This window comes from Pseudomonas sp. 22072, assembly GCF_052046095.1.
GTDB lineage: Bacteria > Pseudomonadota > Gammaproteobacteria > Pseudomonadales > Pseudomonadaceae > Aquipseudomonas > Aquipseudomonas paracarnis.
Genome location: NZ_JBQEQE010000004.1, coordinates 64,335 through 79,718 on the forward strand (window position 1 = coordinate 64,335; position 15,384 = coordinate 79,718).

The 15,384-nt window shown below is 55.9% G+C and carries 12 protein-coding genes, 1 other RNA gene and 1 pseudogene; 7 read left to right on the top strand and 7 right to left on the bottom strand.

The genetic code is table 11. The features are described from left to right. The first annotated feature begins 88 nt into the window (after positions 1–88). Positions 89–1,762 carry a DNA repair protein RecN gene (gene recN, locus ACTJLA_RS05425; protein ID WP_314551577.1) on the top strand — a complete coding sequence of 558 codons (1,674 nt, stop codon included), beginning with the start codon at positions 89–91 and terminating at the stop codon, positions 1,760–1,762. Between the two features lie 85 nt (positions 1,763–1,847). On the opposite strand, the gene fur is transcribed toward recN, so the two are convergent. Beyond that, complete coding sequence (gene fur / locus ACTJLA_RS05430; RefSeq protein ID WP_003194220.1) at positions 1,848–2,252, bottom strand: ferric iron uptake transcriptional regulator; 405 nt, start codon at positions 2,250–2,252, stop codon at positions 1,848–1,850. A gap of 98 nt (positions 2,253–2,350) precedes the next feature. On the opposite strand from fur, the gene ACTJLA_RS05435 reads away from it, so the two are divergent. After that, positions 2,351–2,878: an outer membrane protein assembly factor BamE gene (locus ACTJLA_RS05435; RefSeq protein ID WP_054896116.1), complete on the top strand. Its 528-nt coding sequence runs from the start codon at positions 2,351–2,353 to the stop codon at positions 2,876–2,878. 305 nt (positions 2,879–3,183) lie between these two features. On the opposite strand, the gene ACTJLA_RS05440 is transcribed toward ACTJLA_RS05435, so the two are convergent. Next, positions 3,184–3,486 carry an RnfH family protein gene (locus tag ACTJLA_RS05440; protein ID WP_034126996.1) on the bottom strand — a complete coding sequence of 101 codons (303 nt, stop codon included), beginning with the start codon at positions 3,484–3,486 and terminating at the stop codon, positions 3,184–3,186. Continuing rightward, positions 3,479–3,913 carry a type II toxin-antitoxin system RatA family toxin gene (locus tag ACTJLA_RS05445; RefSeq protein WP_003194226.1) on the bottom strand — a complete coding sequence of 145 codons (435 nt, stop codon included), beginning with the start codon at positions 3,911–3,913 and terminating at the stop codon, positions 3,479–3,481. Before ACTJLA_RS05445 ends, ACTJLA_RS05440 begins: the two co-directional genes overlap by 8 nt. 167 nt (positions 3,914–4,080) lie before the next feature. On the opposite strand from ACTJLA_RS05445, the gene smpB reads away from it, so the two are divergent. After that, a complete protein-coding gene (gene smpB / locus ACTJLA_RS05450) occupies positions 4,081–4,563 on the top strand; it encodes an SsrA-binding protein SmpB (RefSeq protein ID WP_003176160.1) in 483 nt (160 codons plus the stop codon). A 27-nt stretch (positions 4,564–4,590) separates the two neighbouring features. Here the strand turns inward: smpB and ACTJLA_RS05455 are convergent, their stop codons facing one another. Further along, positions 4,591–5,358: an FCD domain-containing protein gene (locus ACTJLA_RS05455; RefSeq protein ID WP_014719963.1), complete on the bottom strand. Its 768-nt coding sequence runs from the start codon at positions 5,356–5,358 to the stop codon at positions 4,591–4,593. 251 nt (positions 5,359–5,609) lie between these two features. Between ACTJLA_RS05455 and ACTJLA_RS05460 the strand changes: the two genes are divergently transcribed. From ACTJLA_RS05460 to ssrA, 4 genes are all read left to right on the top strand, one after another. After that, positions 5,610–7,304 carry a lactate permease LctP family transporter gene (locus tag ACTJLA_RS05460; RefSeq protein WP_020301770.1) on the top strand — a complete coding sequence of 565 codons (1,695 nt, stop codon included), beginning with the start codon at positions 5,610–5,612 and terminating at the stop codon, positions 7,302–7,304. Positions 7,305–7,374: 70 nt separating this feature from the next. Then, entirely contained in the window at positions 7,375–10,185 is a 2,811-nt protein-coding gene (locus ACTJLA_RS05465) for an FAD-binding and (Fe-S)-binding domain-containing protein (protein ID WP_313043837.1), read from the top strand. 136 nt (positions 10,186–10,321) lie between these two features. Beyond that, positions 10,322–10,600: a hypothetical protein gene (locus ACTJLA_RS05470; protein ID WP_020301768.1), complete on the top strand. Its 279-nt coding sequence runs from the start codon at positions 10,322–10,324 to the stop codon at positions 10,598–10,600. A gap of 94 nt (positions 10,601–10,694) precedes the next feature. Further along, positions 10,695–11,091, top strand: a transfer-messenger RNA (tmRNA) gene (ssrA, locus tag ACTJLA_RS05475). Positions 11,092–11,171: 80 nt separating this feature from the next. On the opposite strand, the pseudogene ACTJLA_RS05480 reads toward ssrA, so the two are convergent. The 3 genes and pseudogenes from ACTJLA_RS05480 to ACTJLA_RS05490 form a co-directional block, all read right to left on the bottom strand. Continuing rightward, positions 11,172–12,556: pseudogene (locus ACTJLA_RS05480) on the bottom strand (IS4 family transposase). Between the two features lie 489 nt (positions 12,557–13,045). Beyond that, positions 13,046–14,488 (bottom strand): hypothetical protein, encoded by a 1,443-nt coding sequence (locus ACTJLA_RS05485; RefSeq protein ID WP_314551559.1) that lies wholly within the window; start codon positions 14,486–14,488, stop codon positions 13,046–13,048. Positions 14,489–14,559: 71 nt separating this feature from the next. Continuing rightward, positions 14,560–15,168, bottom strand: coding sequence for a hypothetical protein (locus ACTJLA_RS05490; protein ID WP_198848445.1), 609 nt, complete (start codon positions 15,166–15,168; stop codon positions 14,560–14,562). Positions 15,169–15,384 lie beyond the last annotated feature (216 nt).

Genomic DNA, 15,384 nt, shown 5'->3' on the forward strand with positions numbered 1-15,384 from the left:
TCAAGCAAATCGAGCTAAGCGTCAGGATTGTCAGGCCTGAACAAAACACTGTATAAATAACCAGACCTAAAGCCTGGGAGCGGCCGTCATGCTCGTGCACCTGTCTGTACATAACTACGCCATCGTTGAACATCTGGATCTTGAACTGGATCGCGGGATGAGCGTAATCACAGGCGAAACCGGCGCCGGCAAGTCGATCATGCTCGACGCCCTCGGCCTGACGCTTGGCGACCGCGCCGACAGTGGCGTGGTACGCCCTGGCTCCGACAAGGCCGACATCCTGGCCACCTTCGACCTGGCGGACATCCCCGAAGCCGAAGCATGGCTGGCCGAGCGCGACCTTAATAATGAAGGCCCCTGCATTCTGCGCCGGGTGATCACCGCCGAGGGGCGCTCCCGCGGCTATATCAACGGCACGCCTTGCCCACTGGGCGACCTGAAAGCCCTGGGCGAATTGCTGATCGATATCCACAGCCAGCACGAACACCAATCCCTGCTGAAAACCGATACCCACCGTCGCCTGCTCGATGAGTACGCCGGCGCCACCGATCTTTCCCGGCAAGTTCAACTGGCCGCCCAACGCTGGCGCCAGACACGCCAGGAACTGGAACTCCTCTCCAACTCCGGCGACGAACAACGCGCCCGCCACCAGTTGCTCAGCTACCAATTGGAAGAGCTCGAAAGCCTTGGCCTGGGTGAGACAGAGCTGGAGCAACTTGAGCAGGAACACAAGAACCTTACCAACGCCGAAACCTTGCTGGGCATCTGCCGCCAAGTGGTCGAGCAATGCAGCGAGAGCGACTCCGGCAATGTGCTCAACGCACTGACCGCCAGCCTCAACCGCCTGTCCAGTGTGAACAATGCTTCCGGCTCACTGAGCGAAGCGACCACCCTGCTGACCAGCGCACAGATCCAGGTCGAGGAAGCCGTGGGCGAACTCAATCGCTTCCTGGACCATTTCGACGCCGACCCAGCTCGCCTGCAGGAAATAGAAGAGCGCCTGGACACTATTTATACCCTGGCTCGCAAGCATCGAATCCAGCCGACCGAAGTCGCAGCCATGCAGCAAAAACTGCTGGATGAAATCGAAACACTCAACGCGAACGACGAATCCATCGAACGACTGGGCGAGGAGCTCGCTTCGTTTGCCCGTCATTATCAGGAAAAGGCCCGGGAGCTGAGCGCTCTGCGCCAGCAGGCAGCGACTAGCCTGGCAAGCGCCGTTGAACTGGAAATACAACGCCTGGGCATGCCAGGCGGGCGCTTCACCATCGAGCTGCATCCCAACGCCAGCCAAGAATTGCAGCCCCATGGGCTGGAGCACGTCGAACTGCTGGTCAGTGCCAACCCCGGGCAACCGCTCAAGGCCCTGGCCAAAGTGGCCTCCGGCGGCGAACTCTCGCGGATCAGCCTGGCGATCCAAGTGATTACCGCCCAGACCTCACGCGTCCCCACCCTGGTATTCGATGAAGTGGATGTGGGCATTGGCGGGCCAACCGCAGAAATTGTTGGCCAATTGCTGCGTCGCCTGGGGGATCGCGGCCAGGTGCTTACGGTGACGCACTTGCCGCAAGTGGCAGCCCAAGGGCATCAGCACCTGTTTGTGCATAAGGTGCGCGGCAGTGACGCGACACACACCGCCGTCTCCAAGCTGAACAAGTCGGAACGGGTGGAAGAAGTGGCGCGGATGCTCGGAGGTATCGACTTGACCAAGGAGTCCTTGGCTCACGCGAAAAAAATGGTGGTGGCCGCGAAGGCTTGAAGCGATATTTTCCACTCTATAGAAAGCACGAAGGCGACCCGAGGGTCGCCTTCAATCGTTTCGCAAAGCAAAACTGCGTCGATTTTTACTTTTTCTTACGGATGTACAACACGAGATTATGGTCGACCAAATCGAACCCATGCTCTTCAGCAATCTTGTGCTGCAGCGCTTCGATTTCAGGGCTGGTGAACTCGATAACCTCGTTGGTATCCAGATCAACCATGTGATCATGATGACCACCGTCAGCCAATTCAAACACCGCATGACCGCCGTCGAAATTATGACGAACCACCAGCCCTGCGGCTTCAAACTGGGTCAGTACACGGTAGACCGTGGCCAGGCCGACGTCCTCATTAGACTCCATCAGCGCCTTGTAAACATCTTCGGCACTCATGTGGCGCTGCTCAGCAGAATCGAGCATTTGTAGAATCTTGACTCGTGGCAGAGTCACTTTGAGACCGGCTTTGCGTAGTTCGCTATTTTCAACCATGGTTAGCTTTCTCGCGGATGCTGCTTCGCAGCTTCTCTTAATACGGGTATGATCGGCGTTTACGTTGTCCCAGCCAAGATAGTGGAAGTCGCCCACCGATGCAAAACACCAAGCTCTTGCTAACCAGTTTCACCTTTGTGGGACTGCTCGCACTCGCCGGTTGTTCATTCCCCGGGGTTTACAAAATCGACATCCAGCAGGGCAATGTCGTCACGCAGGACATGATAGACCAGTTACGCCCGGGAATGACCCGACGGCAAGTACGGTTTATCATGGGTAATCCCCTGCTGACCGACACTTTCCATGCCGATCGCTGGGATTATCTCTACAGCCTGCAGCCGGGTGGCGGTGAACGCCAGCAGGAGCGCGTCAGTGTCATCTTCAATGGCAATGACCAGCTCGTGAGCCTGTCCGGTGACTTCATGCCCGGCGTAAGCCGCGATGAAGCCTTGCTGGGCAAGGACAGCGGCGCCAACGTGACCGCACCTGCGCAAGAAGCCGAAAAACCGAAATCCGAGGTACCGGCCAAGCCAGGTTCGTTGCTGGACACCATCCAGAAAGACATCGACAACGTGGAAACCGTGCCCGTCCCGACGCCTCAGCCTCTGGACACCAGCCCGCAATAATTTTGCGCTCGATAAAAAGCCCGGCATGCCGGGCTTTTTGTTGCCTGCCATCTACATAGGCATCTACATAACCTTGGTGCGACGCTGAACCTGTGGGAGCTGGCTTGCCTGCGAAAGCAATCTGACAGTCGACCAGGATCCTGGATCAGATCGAGTACATATCCGCTATCGGAACCGCCCCCTTCCACATTTGGATCGCGGGCATCAGGTAGATATGCGCTGGCTATCAGGGCGTCATCGCAGGCAAGCCAGCTCCCACAGTTGGATCGCGGCGCTCCAGATAGCTAGGCTGCCATTTGGCAAGCTCAAGAGTTCGCTTGCCTGGCCAATGCCGCCTTGGCCGCACGCAACCTGCGCACCTCTTTAGGGTCGGCCAGCAAAGGCCGGTAGATCTCAATACGGTCGCCCGCTTGTACGAAACGCGTCCCGGCATCCGCGACAACCTTGCCAAATATACCCACCGGGCAATCAGCCAGATCAACATCAGGAAAATGGGCCGCCATTCCCGACGCTCGCACCGCCTCGCGCAAACTAGTGCCTTCAGCCACCTTTACCCCCAGCAACACCTGGCGATCCTCGGCGGCGAACACCACCTCAATCTCAACCATGCAGTTGCTTGGCGCGCTGACAGAACGCGTCCACCAGGGTATTGGCTGCCTGATTGAACAAAGGCCCCAACGTCGCACGAACAATCGGCCCGGCATAATCAAACGAAAGATCCAGGCTGATCTTGCAGGCCTTGTCCGTCAGCGCCTTGAACACCCACACGCCATGTAGCTGGGTGAACGGCCCTTCCTGCAGGTTCATTTCGATGGATTGGCCCGGCACCAGCACATTGCGGGTCACAAAATGCTGGCTGAGGCCGCCCTTGGCCACCCCCACACTGGCAACCATGTGCTCGTCACTGCTCTCCAGAACCTCGGCTGTCGAGCACCAAGGCAGAAACTCTGGGTAACGCGCCACGTCGTTGACCAGGTCATAGAGCGCCTGGGCCGGATAGGGCAACAGGGCCGAACGTTGAATATGCGTCGTCATGTGAGCGTTACTTCCACTGCTTAAGGCAAACATCGCGAAAGAACAGCCCAATCCGCGAGAGAAAAAAACCAAAGAACTGCCCGCATTGTCCGGGATTCGTCCAACTCGCTCAAGCACACAGGTTGACCGTAGCCGACACGCTCGCAACTCCCTATAATGCCGCCCCTATGGCTAAACAAAAGAAACACCCCACAGGGACCATCGCGCAAAATAAAAAAGCGCGACACGATTACTTCATCGAACATCGGTTCGAGGCTGGTCTGGTCCTGGCCGGCTGGGAAGTAAAAAGTCTGCGTGCCAGCAAACTGCAGCTGGTCGACAGTTATGTGCTGCTCAAGGATGGCGAGGCATGGCTGCTTGGCAGTCATATCACCCCGTTGACCACCGCGAGCACCCACGTGATTGCCGACCCGGTGCGTACGCGCAAGTTGTTGCTCAATGCCCGCGAACTCGAAAAGCTCGCCGCAGCCGTGCAGCAAAAAGGCTACGCGTGCATCTGCTTGTCCTGGTACTGGAGCAAGCACCTGGTCAAATGCGAGATCGCATTGGGCAAGGGCAAGAAGGAATACGACAAGCGCGACACCGAACGCGAGCGCGATTCCAATCGCGAACTGCATCGCGCCGTGCGCAACAAAGGCAAGGAAGAGTAATCCTTGTGACGGTGTAGCCCACGCGGGCTACATCCCTTTGCGTCGCTCCGCCCGAGCCACGCGTTGAACCTCCTGACGCACCTCCTCCAACACCTCCTGCACATACAGCAAATGCCGTGTCGAGACTTCGCGCGCTTGCTCCGCCCGCCCCTCGATGATGGCCAGGTACAAGTCCCGATGCTGATTGATCAGCATGTCGCGGGTCTCGGTACGCTGCTGGTACATGCCACCAATATTCGTCACCACGTTACGCTTGAGTAGGTCGAACAGCCCGCGAATGGTGTGCAGCAACACGGCGTTATGACTGGCTTCGGCAATCGCCAAGTGAAACCTTGCATCCGCAGCACCCTCCTCCACTCGGCTCACCTCGTCGGCGCGCGCATAGCAATCCTGCAACGCTTCAAACGCTGCGGTCAGCCGTTCACGGTCAACCTCCGTGGCGCGTAACGCCGCGTAGTAGGCACACGAAGCCTCAAGGGTCTGGCGAAACTCCAGCAGATCGCGCTGCGCTTCGGGATTGCTTTCCAACAAGTGCAGCAGCGGATCGCTGAAGGTCGAACCTAGGGAGTCCACCACATAGTTGCCACCGCCCTGGCGACTGACCAGCAACCCCTTGGCCGCCAGTTTCTGAATCGCCTCACGCAACGACGGGCGCGACACACCAAAGCGCTCAGCCAACGCGCGCTCGGCCGGCAAGCGCTCGCCCGACTTCAGCGTGCCCTCGAGAATCATCCCCTCAAGCTGCTCGACAATATCGTCAGACAAACGGCGCTGACGCACCTGATCAAACCCCATAACTCACTCTCCACCATCCCGACCACTCGCCGGGGCCCCTATTCTGGCCTATCGACGTGCCGGCAGCACCTATCAGAACGCCTTCAATTTCGCCGATCAGAACACTCCGCCTCCCGACCTACGACCAAAGTTTCGCAGGCGGCAAATTGACACACCCCTGCCCCGGCTCTTAATCTAGCCCACAGCGATTGTAAATTGGTATTACCAATTACCCAAGCTCACCAAACAACAACAATCAGGGGCCACCCCATATGCAAACCTGGCAACAGCTTTACAGCCCACTCGGCAGCCTCGGCCTATCCGCACTGGCCGCCGTCATTCCCATCGTATTCTTCTTCCTGGCGCTGGCCGTGTTCCGCCTCAAAGGCCACGTGGCCGGCAGCATCACCCTGGCCCTGTCGATCCTGGTCGCCATTTTCGCCTTCCAGATGCCGGTAGACATGGCGCTGGCTGCGGCCGGTTATGGTTTTGCCTACGGCCTGTGGCCCATCGCCTGGATCATCGTCGCGGCAGTATTCCTGTACAAATTGACGGTCAAGAGCGGCCAGTTCGAAATCATCCGCAGCTCCGTTCTGTCGATCACCGACGACCAGCGCTTGCAGGTGTTGTTGATCGGTTTTTGCTTTGGCGCCTTCCTCGAAGGTGCGGCCGGTTTCGGCGCGCCCGTGGCGATCACCGCCGCGCTGCTGGTAGGCCTGGGTTTCAACCCGCTGTACGCCGCAGGCCTGTGCCTGATCGCCAATACCGCGCCTGTGGCCTTCGGCGCATTGGGCATTCCGATCATCGTCGCCGGCCAGGTCACCGGTATTGACGCGTTCAAGATTGGCGCCATGACCGGCCGCCAACTGCCGCTGCTGTCGCTGTTCGTGCCGTTCTGGCTGGTGTTCATGATGGACGGCCTGCGCGGCGTTCGCGAAACCTGGCCTGCAGCCCTGGTGGCCGGCTTGAGCTTTGCCGTCACCCAATATTTCACCTCGAACTTCATTGGCCCGGAACTGCCGGACATCACCTCGGCACTCGCCAGCCTGATTGCCCTGACGCTGTTCCTGAAAGTCTGGCAACCCAAGCGCACCGCAGGCGCACAAATTGCCGGCGCCACCTCCAGCGTGGCGGTCACTTCCAGCGCCGGCGGCTTCGGCTTGCCGCGCAACACCGTGGTTTCGCCCTACAGCCTGGGGCAAATTTTCAAGGCTTGGTCGCCGTTCCTGATCCTCACCGTACTGGTGACCATCTGGACCCTCAAACCCTTCAAAGCCCTGTTCGCCGCGGGCGGTTCGATGTACGGCTGGGTGTTCAATTTTGCGATCCCGCACCTGGATCAACTGGTGGTTAAAGTCGCGCCCATCGTGACCAACCCAACCGCCATCCCGGCCGTCTTCAAGCTGGACCCGATTTCGGCCACCGGCACTGCGATCTTCTTCTCGGCACTGGTCTCCATGCTGGTGTTGAAAATCGACGTAAAAACTGGTCTTACCACTTTAAAAGAGACCTTCTTTGAGCTGCGCTGGCCGATCCTGTCCATCGGCATGGTGCTGGCATTCGCCTTCGTCACCAACTACTCCGGCATGTCCTCGACCATGGCCCTGGTTCTGGCCGGCACCGGCGCCGCCTTCCCGTTCTTCTCGCCATTTCTTGGCTGGCTGGGAGTTTTCCTGACAGGCTCCGATACCTCATCCAACGCCCTGTTCAGCTCACTGCAAGCCACTACCGCTCACCAGATCGGCGTCAACGACACCCTGCTGGTAGCCGCGAACACCAGCGGTGGCGTGACCGGCAAAATGATCTCGCCACAGTCGATCGCCGTGGCCTGCGCCGCCACCGGCCTGGTGGGCAAGGAATCCGACCTGTTCCGCTTTACCCTCAAGCACAGCCTGTTTTTTGCCACCATCGTCGGGCTGATCACCTTGGCGCAGGCGTACTGGTTCACCGGTATGCTGGTGCACTGAGGCCTGCACGTAATAGGGTAAGAATCGACGCCGGGGCATCCTTCCGGCGTCTGCTATTTCTGGAGGACCGATGAGCCTGCCTGCTGCTTTTTTGAGCGACGTCGCACAACTGATCCCGCAAGATCGCCGCTTCGACGATCCACTTTCCACCCTCGCCTTCGGCACCGACGCCAGCTTCTACCGACTGATCCCACAGTTGGTGATTCGCGTGGAGTCAGAAGACGAAGTGGTAACTCTGCTGCAACTGGCCCAGCGCGACCGCGTACCGGTGACCTTCCGTGCCGCAGGCACCAGCCTCTCGGGCCAAGCCATCAGCGACTCGGTATTGATCGTGCTGGGTGATAACTGGAACCACCGCGAAATTCGCGGGCAAGGCACCCAGATCCGCCTGCAACCGGGTGTGATCGGCGCCCAGGCCAACGCCTGGCTCGCACCGTTCGGGCGCAAGATCGGCCCGGACCCTGCGTCCATCAATGCTTGCAAGATCGGCGGTATCGTCGCCAACAACGCCAGTGGCATGTGCTGCGGCACGGCACAAAACACCTACCACACCCTGGCGGGCATCCGCCTGGTACTGGCCGATGGCAGCCGCCTGGACACCGAAGATGCCGCCAGCGTGCAAGCCTTCCGCCAGTCACATGGCGCACTGCTTGAACGCCTGGCCTTATTGGGCCGCGAGACACGAGCAAATACTGAGCTGGCGGCAAAGATCCGCCACAAATACCGTCTGAAAAATACCACCGGCCTATCGCTCAACGCCCTGGTGGATTTCGATGACCCGCTGGATATCCTCAGCCACCTGCTGGTCGGCTCCGAGGGCACCCTGGGGTTTATCAGTGCGGTCACCTACGACACCGTGATCGATCACCCCAACAAAGCCTCGGCGCTGATCGTCTTCCCGGATGTCGAAACCTGCTGCAACGCCGTCACCGTGCTGAAAACCCAGCCAGTCTCCGCCGTTGAACTGCTGGACCGACGCAGCATGCGCTCGGTGCAGGACAAACCGGGCATGCCCGCTTTCGTACAGCACCTATCGGAAAACGCCTGCGCACTGCTGATCGAATCCCGCGCCGCTTCGCCATCGCTGCTGCACGAACAACTGACGCGGATCATGGCGTCCCTGGCGGCGTTTCCCGTGGAGCAACAAGTCGACTTCACCGAAGACCCACTGGAAAACGCGCGCCTGTGGGCCATCCGCAAAGACACCTTCCCGGCCGTAGGTGCCGTGCGCAAAACCGGCACCACCGTGATCATCGAAGACGTGACCTTCCCGGTAGAACAACTGGCGATTGGCGTGAATCGCTTGATCGCACTGTTCGACAAACATCACTACGACGAAGCCATCCTTTTCGGACACGCCCTGGAAGGCAATCTGCACTTTGTGTTCACTCAAGGCTTCAACAGCAGCGAAGAAGTCGCACGCTATCAAGCGTTCATGGACGACGTCGCGCAACTGGTGGCCGTGGAGTTCGGTGGCTCGCTGAAGGCCGAACATGGCACCGGCCGCAATATGGCCCCTTTCGTCGAACTGGAATGGGGCAGCGACGCTTATCAACTGATGTGGCAGCTAAAGCGCCTGCTCGACCCCAACGGCATCCTCAACCCGGACGTGGTGCTCAGCGAAGACCCGCAGATCCACCTCAAGCACCTCAAGCCATTGCCCGCCGCCGATGAGCTTGTGGATAAGTGTATCGAGTGCGGGTTCTGCGAGCCGGTGTGCCCGTCAAAAGGCCTGACCCTGAGCCCGCGCCAGCGCATCGTGATCTGGCGCGACATCCAGGCGAAAAAACGCGCAGGCGTGGACACCACCGAACTGGAGGCGGCCTACCACTATCAGGGCATCGACACCTGCGCCGCCACCGGCTTATGCGCGCAACGCTGCCCTGTAGGCATCAATACCGGCGACCTGGTGAAAAAGCTACGCAGCCGCGAAGCCGACCGTACGAAAACCGCCGACTGGCTCGCCAGCCATTTCGCCACCGCGCTGCAAGGTGCGCGCTTTACCCTGCACGTCGCCAATGGCGCACGCATGCTGCTGGGTGCTCCACGGCTGACTAAGCTCTCGAGCACGCTGACCAAGCTGTCCAAAGGGCAAATACCGCAGTGGACCAACGCCATGCCACAGCCCGAAAAAGCCATCCGCTTCAGCCCGGCAGTGGCGGACGCGCGCCCACGCGTGGTTTACCTGGCCGCCTGCGTCTCCCGCGCTATGGGCCCGGCAGCCGGTGATAAAGAGCAAATGTCGTTGTACGACAAAACCCGCCAGTTGCTGGAAAAAGCCGGCTACCAGGTAGTCTTCCCCGACAACCAAGACAGCCTCTGCTGCGGCCAACCCTTCGCGTCCAAAGGCTACGCCGAGCAGGCCGAACACAAGCGCCAGGAACTGATCGGCGCCCTGCTCCACGCCAGCCGTGGCGGCCTCGACCCGATCTACTGCGACACCAGCCCCTGCACCCTGCGCCTGGTGCAAGAATTGGGAGAAACGCGCCTGGACCTCTACGACCCCGTGCGCTTTATCCGCACCCACCTGATGGACCGCCTCGACTTCACACCCCAGGAAGCGCCCATCGCAGTGCACGTCACCTGCAGCACCCAGCATCTGGGCGAGAGCCAGGCACTGATCGAACTGGCGAGACGCTGCGCAAAAACCGTGGTGATCCCCGAAGGCATTCATTGCTGCGGCTTTGCCGGCGACAAAGGCTTCACCACCCCGGAACTCAACGCCCACTCCCTGCGCTCGCTCAAGGACGCCGTGCAATATTGCAGCGAAGGCATCTCCACCAGCCGCACCTGCGAGATCGGCCTAAGCCAGCATGGCGGCATCGACTACCACGGCCTGGTCTACCTGGTAGACCGCGTCACCCGCGCCCGCGCCCACTGACCCGGCAAAAAAACCGAACCCTGGCGCACCGGCGCAGTCATCTGCATAGGCCTCGACAAACGAGGCCCATCAGTGATGTCGCTGGCAGCGGTTGCACGCCAGCAGCGTCGAGCCCTTTTGCGCAAGGAGACACCCTATGAAGCGTTCCGCTCTTGCTGGCTTGTTCATGACCGCTGCGATGCTCGCCTCCCCCGCTTTCGCCGCCGGTGACAAAGACCTGTGCCAGATCAACCTGGACAAAATCAACAACGGCAAAGCCCTGCTCGCCACCGACACCAGCGGTAAAAGTGGCGAAATAGACACCGCCGTCTCCCAGGCCAAGGCCGCCCACGCCGCCGGTGACGAGAAGAAGTGCATCGAAATCACCTCCAAGGCCCTGCAAGACCTGCAGAACAGCGAGAAAGGCGGCCAATAAGCGAGAGGGCCAACCTTCGGGTTGGCCTTCGCTGACGTTTTGGCGTACACTGCAAAGGCTTGTCACTCACTAAGAAACAACGAGTTACAAGCACGGGGCCGTTTAGGATTCGACGCCGGTCGCGAAACTTTAGGTGCATGCCGAGTTGGTAACAGAACTCGTAAATCCACTGTTGCAACTTCTTATAGTTGCCAATGACGAAAACTACGGCCAGGAATTCGCTCTCGCTGCGTAAGCAGCCTTAGCCCTGAGCTTCTGGTACCTTCGGGTCCAGCAATCACCAGGGGATGTCTGTAAACCCAAAGTGATTGTCATATAGAACAGAATCGCCGTGCAGTACGTTGTGGACGAAGCGGCTAAAACTTACACAACTCGCCCAAAGCACCCTGCCCTTCGGGTCGCTGAGGGTTAACTTAATAGAAACGGCTAAGCATGTAGTACCGACAGCGGAGTACTGGCGGACGGGGGTTCAAATCCCCCCGGCTCCACCAATTCATCATCTAAAGACGTCCATGGACGTCTTTTTTTGTGCCTGGAATCCAGTGAAAAATAAGTCCGTGCCGAATGGCACTTACTTAACCTTCTTCGGGTGTCCATTTCTCCTGACCTCGGCCCTAGCCGCCGAGCGCGTCTGCATCAGCATCGGGTAAGGCTTGAGCCTTCGTTTTATGGCGCGAGGCTCAATCCGTCCCGGCCGGTTTCCGACACGTTTTCTGGCGATCAGTTTGAGTAAATCCTGCACCCTATCGTCCTGTTCGTCGGAGCTGTACTGCTGCATCGCAAGGAATAATTGAAGGCTATGTTTAAAGCTAAGCTCGCGTGGCAAGCAATCAGCCAATAGCGCTGATTTGGCCATGATCATCCGAATCAAATTATGCGCCAACAGATACACCCACAACTCTTTTACAGCCATGCCAGGCGTCTTGCAGCTCAACGTATCAAGCCCCAGCGTTGTTTTGATATTGCGCAGATCCAGCTCAACATGCCAACGGTCTTTGTATAGTGATTTGAGCCTCGCTTTGGGGACTTGCTGCGGGCAGTTCAAGGTGGTCACCAGGATTTTTCCGGCGGTTTTCAGCTCACGCACTGTCAGTGTTTCAGGCGCATCGTCGTAATAAGTTTGGCTCATCCAGGAAGTCGATTCCCAGGTTTTTTCAGCTCAACCAAATGATCTTCCGGCCCCAGCGATTGCCCGAGCCGAAAGTCGGCACTGCGCCGCCTGGCGCCATACTGCTCGAACACGCCATCGATCCCACGACGTTGCAGTTCGCACAGCAGAAAGTAAGTTGCGTAGTAGGCATCGCCTAACACAATGTCGCCTCGATTCAGAGTGTCGAGCATCGTCCTGAGTAGCGTCTGTTCATCGCCACCTTTGCCTCGAAAGCGCCCCCAGCGAGGCATCTAAAACAGCACCGCTGGCCAAGCAAATGATTCCTACCAAACGGCAGATGGGGAAACCTAGTCCTGCTTTCTGACCACGCCACTGCGGATAGGCAGCTTGGTTGGCCGCAGTGTCTGGCAGGGCCACTGTGGTGCCATCTAAGAGGCGCACCGGACGCCCCATCCAGCGCCAGGATGGTGACGCGTTTTTACTCATCGTTGATCCCGTGGAGCGCAACAATGTTGAAACCATCCTACCGGTAACCGCGCCCGTGCTTTGCAATAAGCGCCGGTGTACACGCTGCTGGGGCTTAGCCCATCGCAGCAACGTTTGATCGAAAAATCATTCACGGCCTTCTGACAAGAACGGTCGGCATTCATGGCTTGAGCCAGAAACATCGACAGTGTTTCAGTCGGCGGGAACAAGCGTTGACGATGCTTGGGCATCACTGACTCGGCACGATGTAGCAGCGCCGGATCGGCTAGCAGCTTAAAGAACGCATGGGTATTGCTGTTTCTGGCGTGCTGCTGAATGCGCTGCTGTTGATGCCTGACGATTTGACGTCTACGATTCACGCGGGCTGTCCTTGTTCCAGTGGTGTGTGTTCACAACTATCACCGTAGACCAAGGGCGGCCTTTTTTCATTTTTTACAATCAGATCAGCCGGTTAGCTGTTAAGTAAGTGCCATTCAAATCCGTCCCCTTTTCCGAAACGCCGCCTTGAAGGGGGCGCAGTCTGTGTAATGGTTTGTCATTTTCTTTCAAAACTTTGCACAAAATGAAATTGACGATTGCCTGGGAGGCCCCACGGCCCGCCTGGGCTGGAGGATGGTTTGCACTACACCTGTGCTTGCAATAAAAATGAACACGAAGCGCGTCGGCGGGAGGGGGATAAGTGCTTTTCCATGGCGTTTTTTTTTAAGCATTCGATTGCAGCTGTTGCAGTGAGTGCTTTTTTACATCCCTCCCCGGCGTGAACAAAAACAGCTACGGGATGCTCATCAACATCATGAACATCCCGCGTCAAGCGATTACATGCCGCATGTTGCGGGGGTCTACTACATTCAAGACATTATTATTCGATTTTTTATATCGTTCAATATATCTTCAAGAGGAGTTTTCTTTTCAAACTTGAGACCTTCAAGTGCAACAATCAAATCAGCGTCAGTTAACGGTATTATCAAGCCGTGACCATTCTTGAATGAGTCCCTGCACCGTTCAATGAACAGATCCTTTTTAGATATTTCCCTACAAGTTATGACCCCAAGCATGCCGCGATTAACAGTCAACCTTCCGATCATCTGATCGAGCTCAGGATTTTGTATATCCTTAGTATAATTCTTGCATTCGATGATCACATACGGACAAGGGATTTTATTAATCATATGGAGATTGTAGAAAAAGCCTTCCTTAGCACAATTTTCAAAGTATATATCGATCCGCTTCCTACCTTGATTGATCTCGGCCTCAAGAACTGGAGAAGATGCACTCGGATAAAACAACATCTCCAGCACACCAACTATGGTCTTGTGGTACTCCGAAGCAGTTGCAGCACCTTGTTTGATAGCGTTAAGTCTAGAAATCAAGTGATCAACCACAACATTTAAATTCAACTTTGTATCAATTGAGTCAGATGGTAGAGGTCTTACCTGTTCCGCTTGCTGCTCTCTGAACGACTGAAAAACCAACGGATGATTTTCTGTAAATTCAAACAACCACTCTTTGCTGAACTTCTTAACGAAATTCTCTTTTAAGCTCTTTTTGGATATATAAGGGGTCCCATCTTTACGGTGCTCAACCCATATACTGCCAGACCTTATATGCTCGTGCTGAAGATACTCCAACACGTGCATATTGTAGTAGTTTTCAGGTGCATAAGCCTTGCTATAAGAAACGATACCTTTCGGTGTTAGAAGGATCTTCTTCCCCTCCACCAGTAATGTATCCTCATGAGAAAACGTCCATTTTTTCTTAGAGGCATCCCAGATCGGCCCCGCAGACACACCAGCAGTCAAAGCAATGCCGTGTAATTTGCACTGAGCTTGCGTGTAGGCAATGAGACTCCCCCTAATGAGGTTGGTAGTCATGTCAGATACCTTATCTTTCCCAATGCCTGGGATGAATAATCTGAAGTCCTCTAAATCAGTAATTTTTCCAGACTTTATCGCCTTGCTGCCCATGATGCTTTCAAATAATTTTTTTGCATCTTCACTTCCAATACCATTACCTCTAGGCTTACCCGAAGAAAGCCCCAAGCAAGTTTCATTTGGTTCATGAAGATGTGAAAACAACTCAAAAGCATCTTCATCCTTTCCTTCACGAACAAGATCTAAAAAATGTGAGAAAAAAGATCTCACAGAACTAGATGCCTTCATTGACCAGCGATCCGGTCTAAGCCCTAACAAATAAGGGTCAACAAACAGCCTAGTATCAAGATCAGTATCAATATCCACAAAATCGAGTTCAAACTGAGTTTTTGAAAGACTGAAGCGCTTCGATAATTTCATAAATCCCTTAATCCACGAGAAAACACTGACCGCTTTTTGAGAACTCATCGACTACTGAATAATCTTGAGAACTATATTTGATCCCAAAGCGCAGACACGTATGCCAGCTCCGCATTAACCATCTTCATTAGTTTCGCCTGCGAAAGAGAGTCATTAGAACTGCAAAATAGCTTTCCATTTCTGACATCAAGTACCGCCATTTTACAGTCTGCAACTGCCCCCCCAGATAGTGCGGTCACCATCAACGCGAGGACAATATCTATGCGGAGCTTTTGCAGAGGCTCATCTTTGAGATACAGTTTTATTAGAAACGGCTCGCCTTCAATGACGAGACCTAGCTCCGGATTAATTCCAATATCAATACCTTGACAGCTATAATTCGAGCTGAACGGCGCATTCCAAGCAATATTCTTTTTCCCCCACCACTTCTCGTAACCTTGGATGGCTTTCGGATAATTTTTTATCTTTTTTTCATCAGTGAGAAATTTCAGAATTTCGTAAAGTTCTTTTTTCGAATGACTGTTCTGGTGAACTGAAACAATGCCTTCCCTGAGAGCCTTATAGAAGTCAGTCTGAGGAGAATAAGATTGGCGATATTTTATTTGACTGACTTTTGTTGCCTTGGGAGTTCCCGACTTGGAAATGATGTCTACAACGTCGGTGAGAGAAATTCTCGGCATCCTTGACCCCCTAGACAAAAAATCGCTTTTTTTGCTCGATCTATAAACTCTAGACCAATAGAGGCTTTTTGCAATCACAAGAAGGAAGGATCAGGCGTTTTGTAGGGTAATGCTGTCAATCCGCAACAAGCTGCGAAGCGCGCGCTTTGTTTATCCCGCTACGGCGCAGAAGGACTGATTCAATTTCAGCGTCGTCAGGGTCTGAGAGCTGAGAAT

Excerpts from the sequence above, each read along its gene's own strand:
- recN (WP_314551577.1), top strand. The coding sequence starts at position 89 with ATGCTCGTGCACCTGTCTGTACATAACTACGCCATCGTTGAACATCTG.
- fur (WP_003194220.1), bottom strand. The coding sequence starts at position 2,252 with ATGGTTGAAAATAGCGAACTACGCAAAGCCGGTCTCAAAGTGACTCTG.
- ACTJLA_RS05435 (WP_054896116.1), top strand. The coding sequence starts at position 2,351 with ATGCAAAACACCAAGCTCTTGCTAACCAGTTTCACCTTTGTGGGACTG.
- ACTJLA_RS05440 (WP_034126996.1), bottom strand. The coding sequence starts at position 3,486 with ATGGTTGAGATTGAGGTGGTGTTCGCCGCCGAGGATCGCCAGGTGTTG.
- ACTJLA_RS05445 (WP_003194226.1), bottom strand. The coding sequence starts at position 3,913 with ATGACGACGCATATTCAACGTTCGGCCCTGTTGCCCTATCCGGCCCAG.
- smpB (WP_003176160.1), top strand. The coding sequence starts at position 4,081 with ATGGCTAAACAAAAGAAACACCCCACAGGGACCATCGCGCAAAATAAA.
- ACTJLA_RS05455 (WP_014719963.1), bottom strand. The coding sequence starts at position 5,358 with ATGGGGTTTGATCAGGTGCGTCAGCGCCGTTTGTCTGACGATATTGTC.
- ACTJLA_RS05460 (WP_020301770.1), top strand. The coding sequence starts at position 5,610 with ATGCAAACCTGGCAACAGCTTTACAGCCCACTCGGCAGCCTCGGCCTA.
- ACTJLA_RS05465 (WP_313043837.1), top strand. The coding sequence starts at position 7,375 with ATGAGCCTGCCTGCTGCTTTTTTGAGCGACGTCGCACAACTGATCCCG.
- ACTJLA_RS05470 (WP_020301768.1), top strand. The coding sequence starts at position 10,322 with ATGAAGCGTTCCGCTCTTGCTGGCTTGTTCATGACCGCTGCGATGCTC.
- ACTJLA_RS05485 (WP_314551559.1), bottom strand. The coding sequence starts at position 14,488 with ATGAAATTATCGAAGCGCTTCAGTCTTTCAAAAACTCAGTTTGAACTC.
- ACTJLA_RS05490 (WP_198848445.1), bottom strand. The coding sequence starts at position 15,168 with ATGCCGAGAATTTCTCTCACCGACGTTGTAGACATCATTTCCAAGTCG.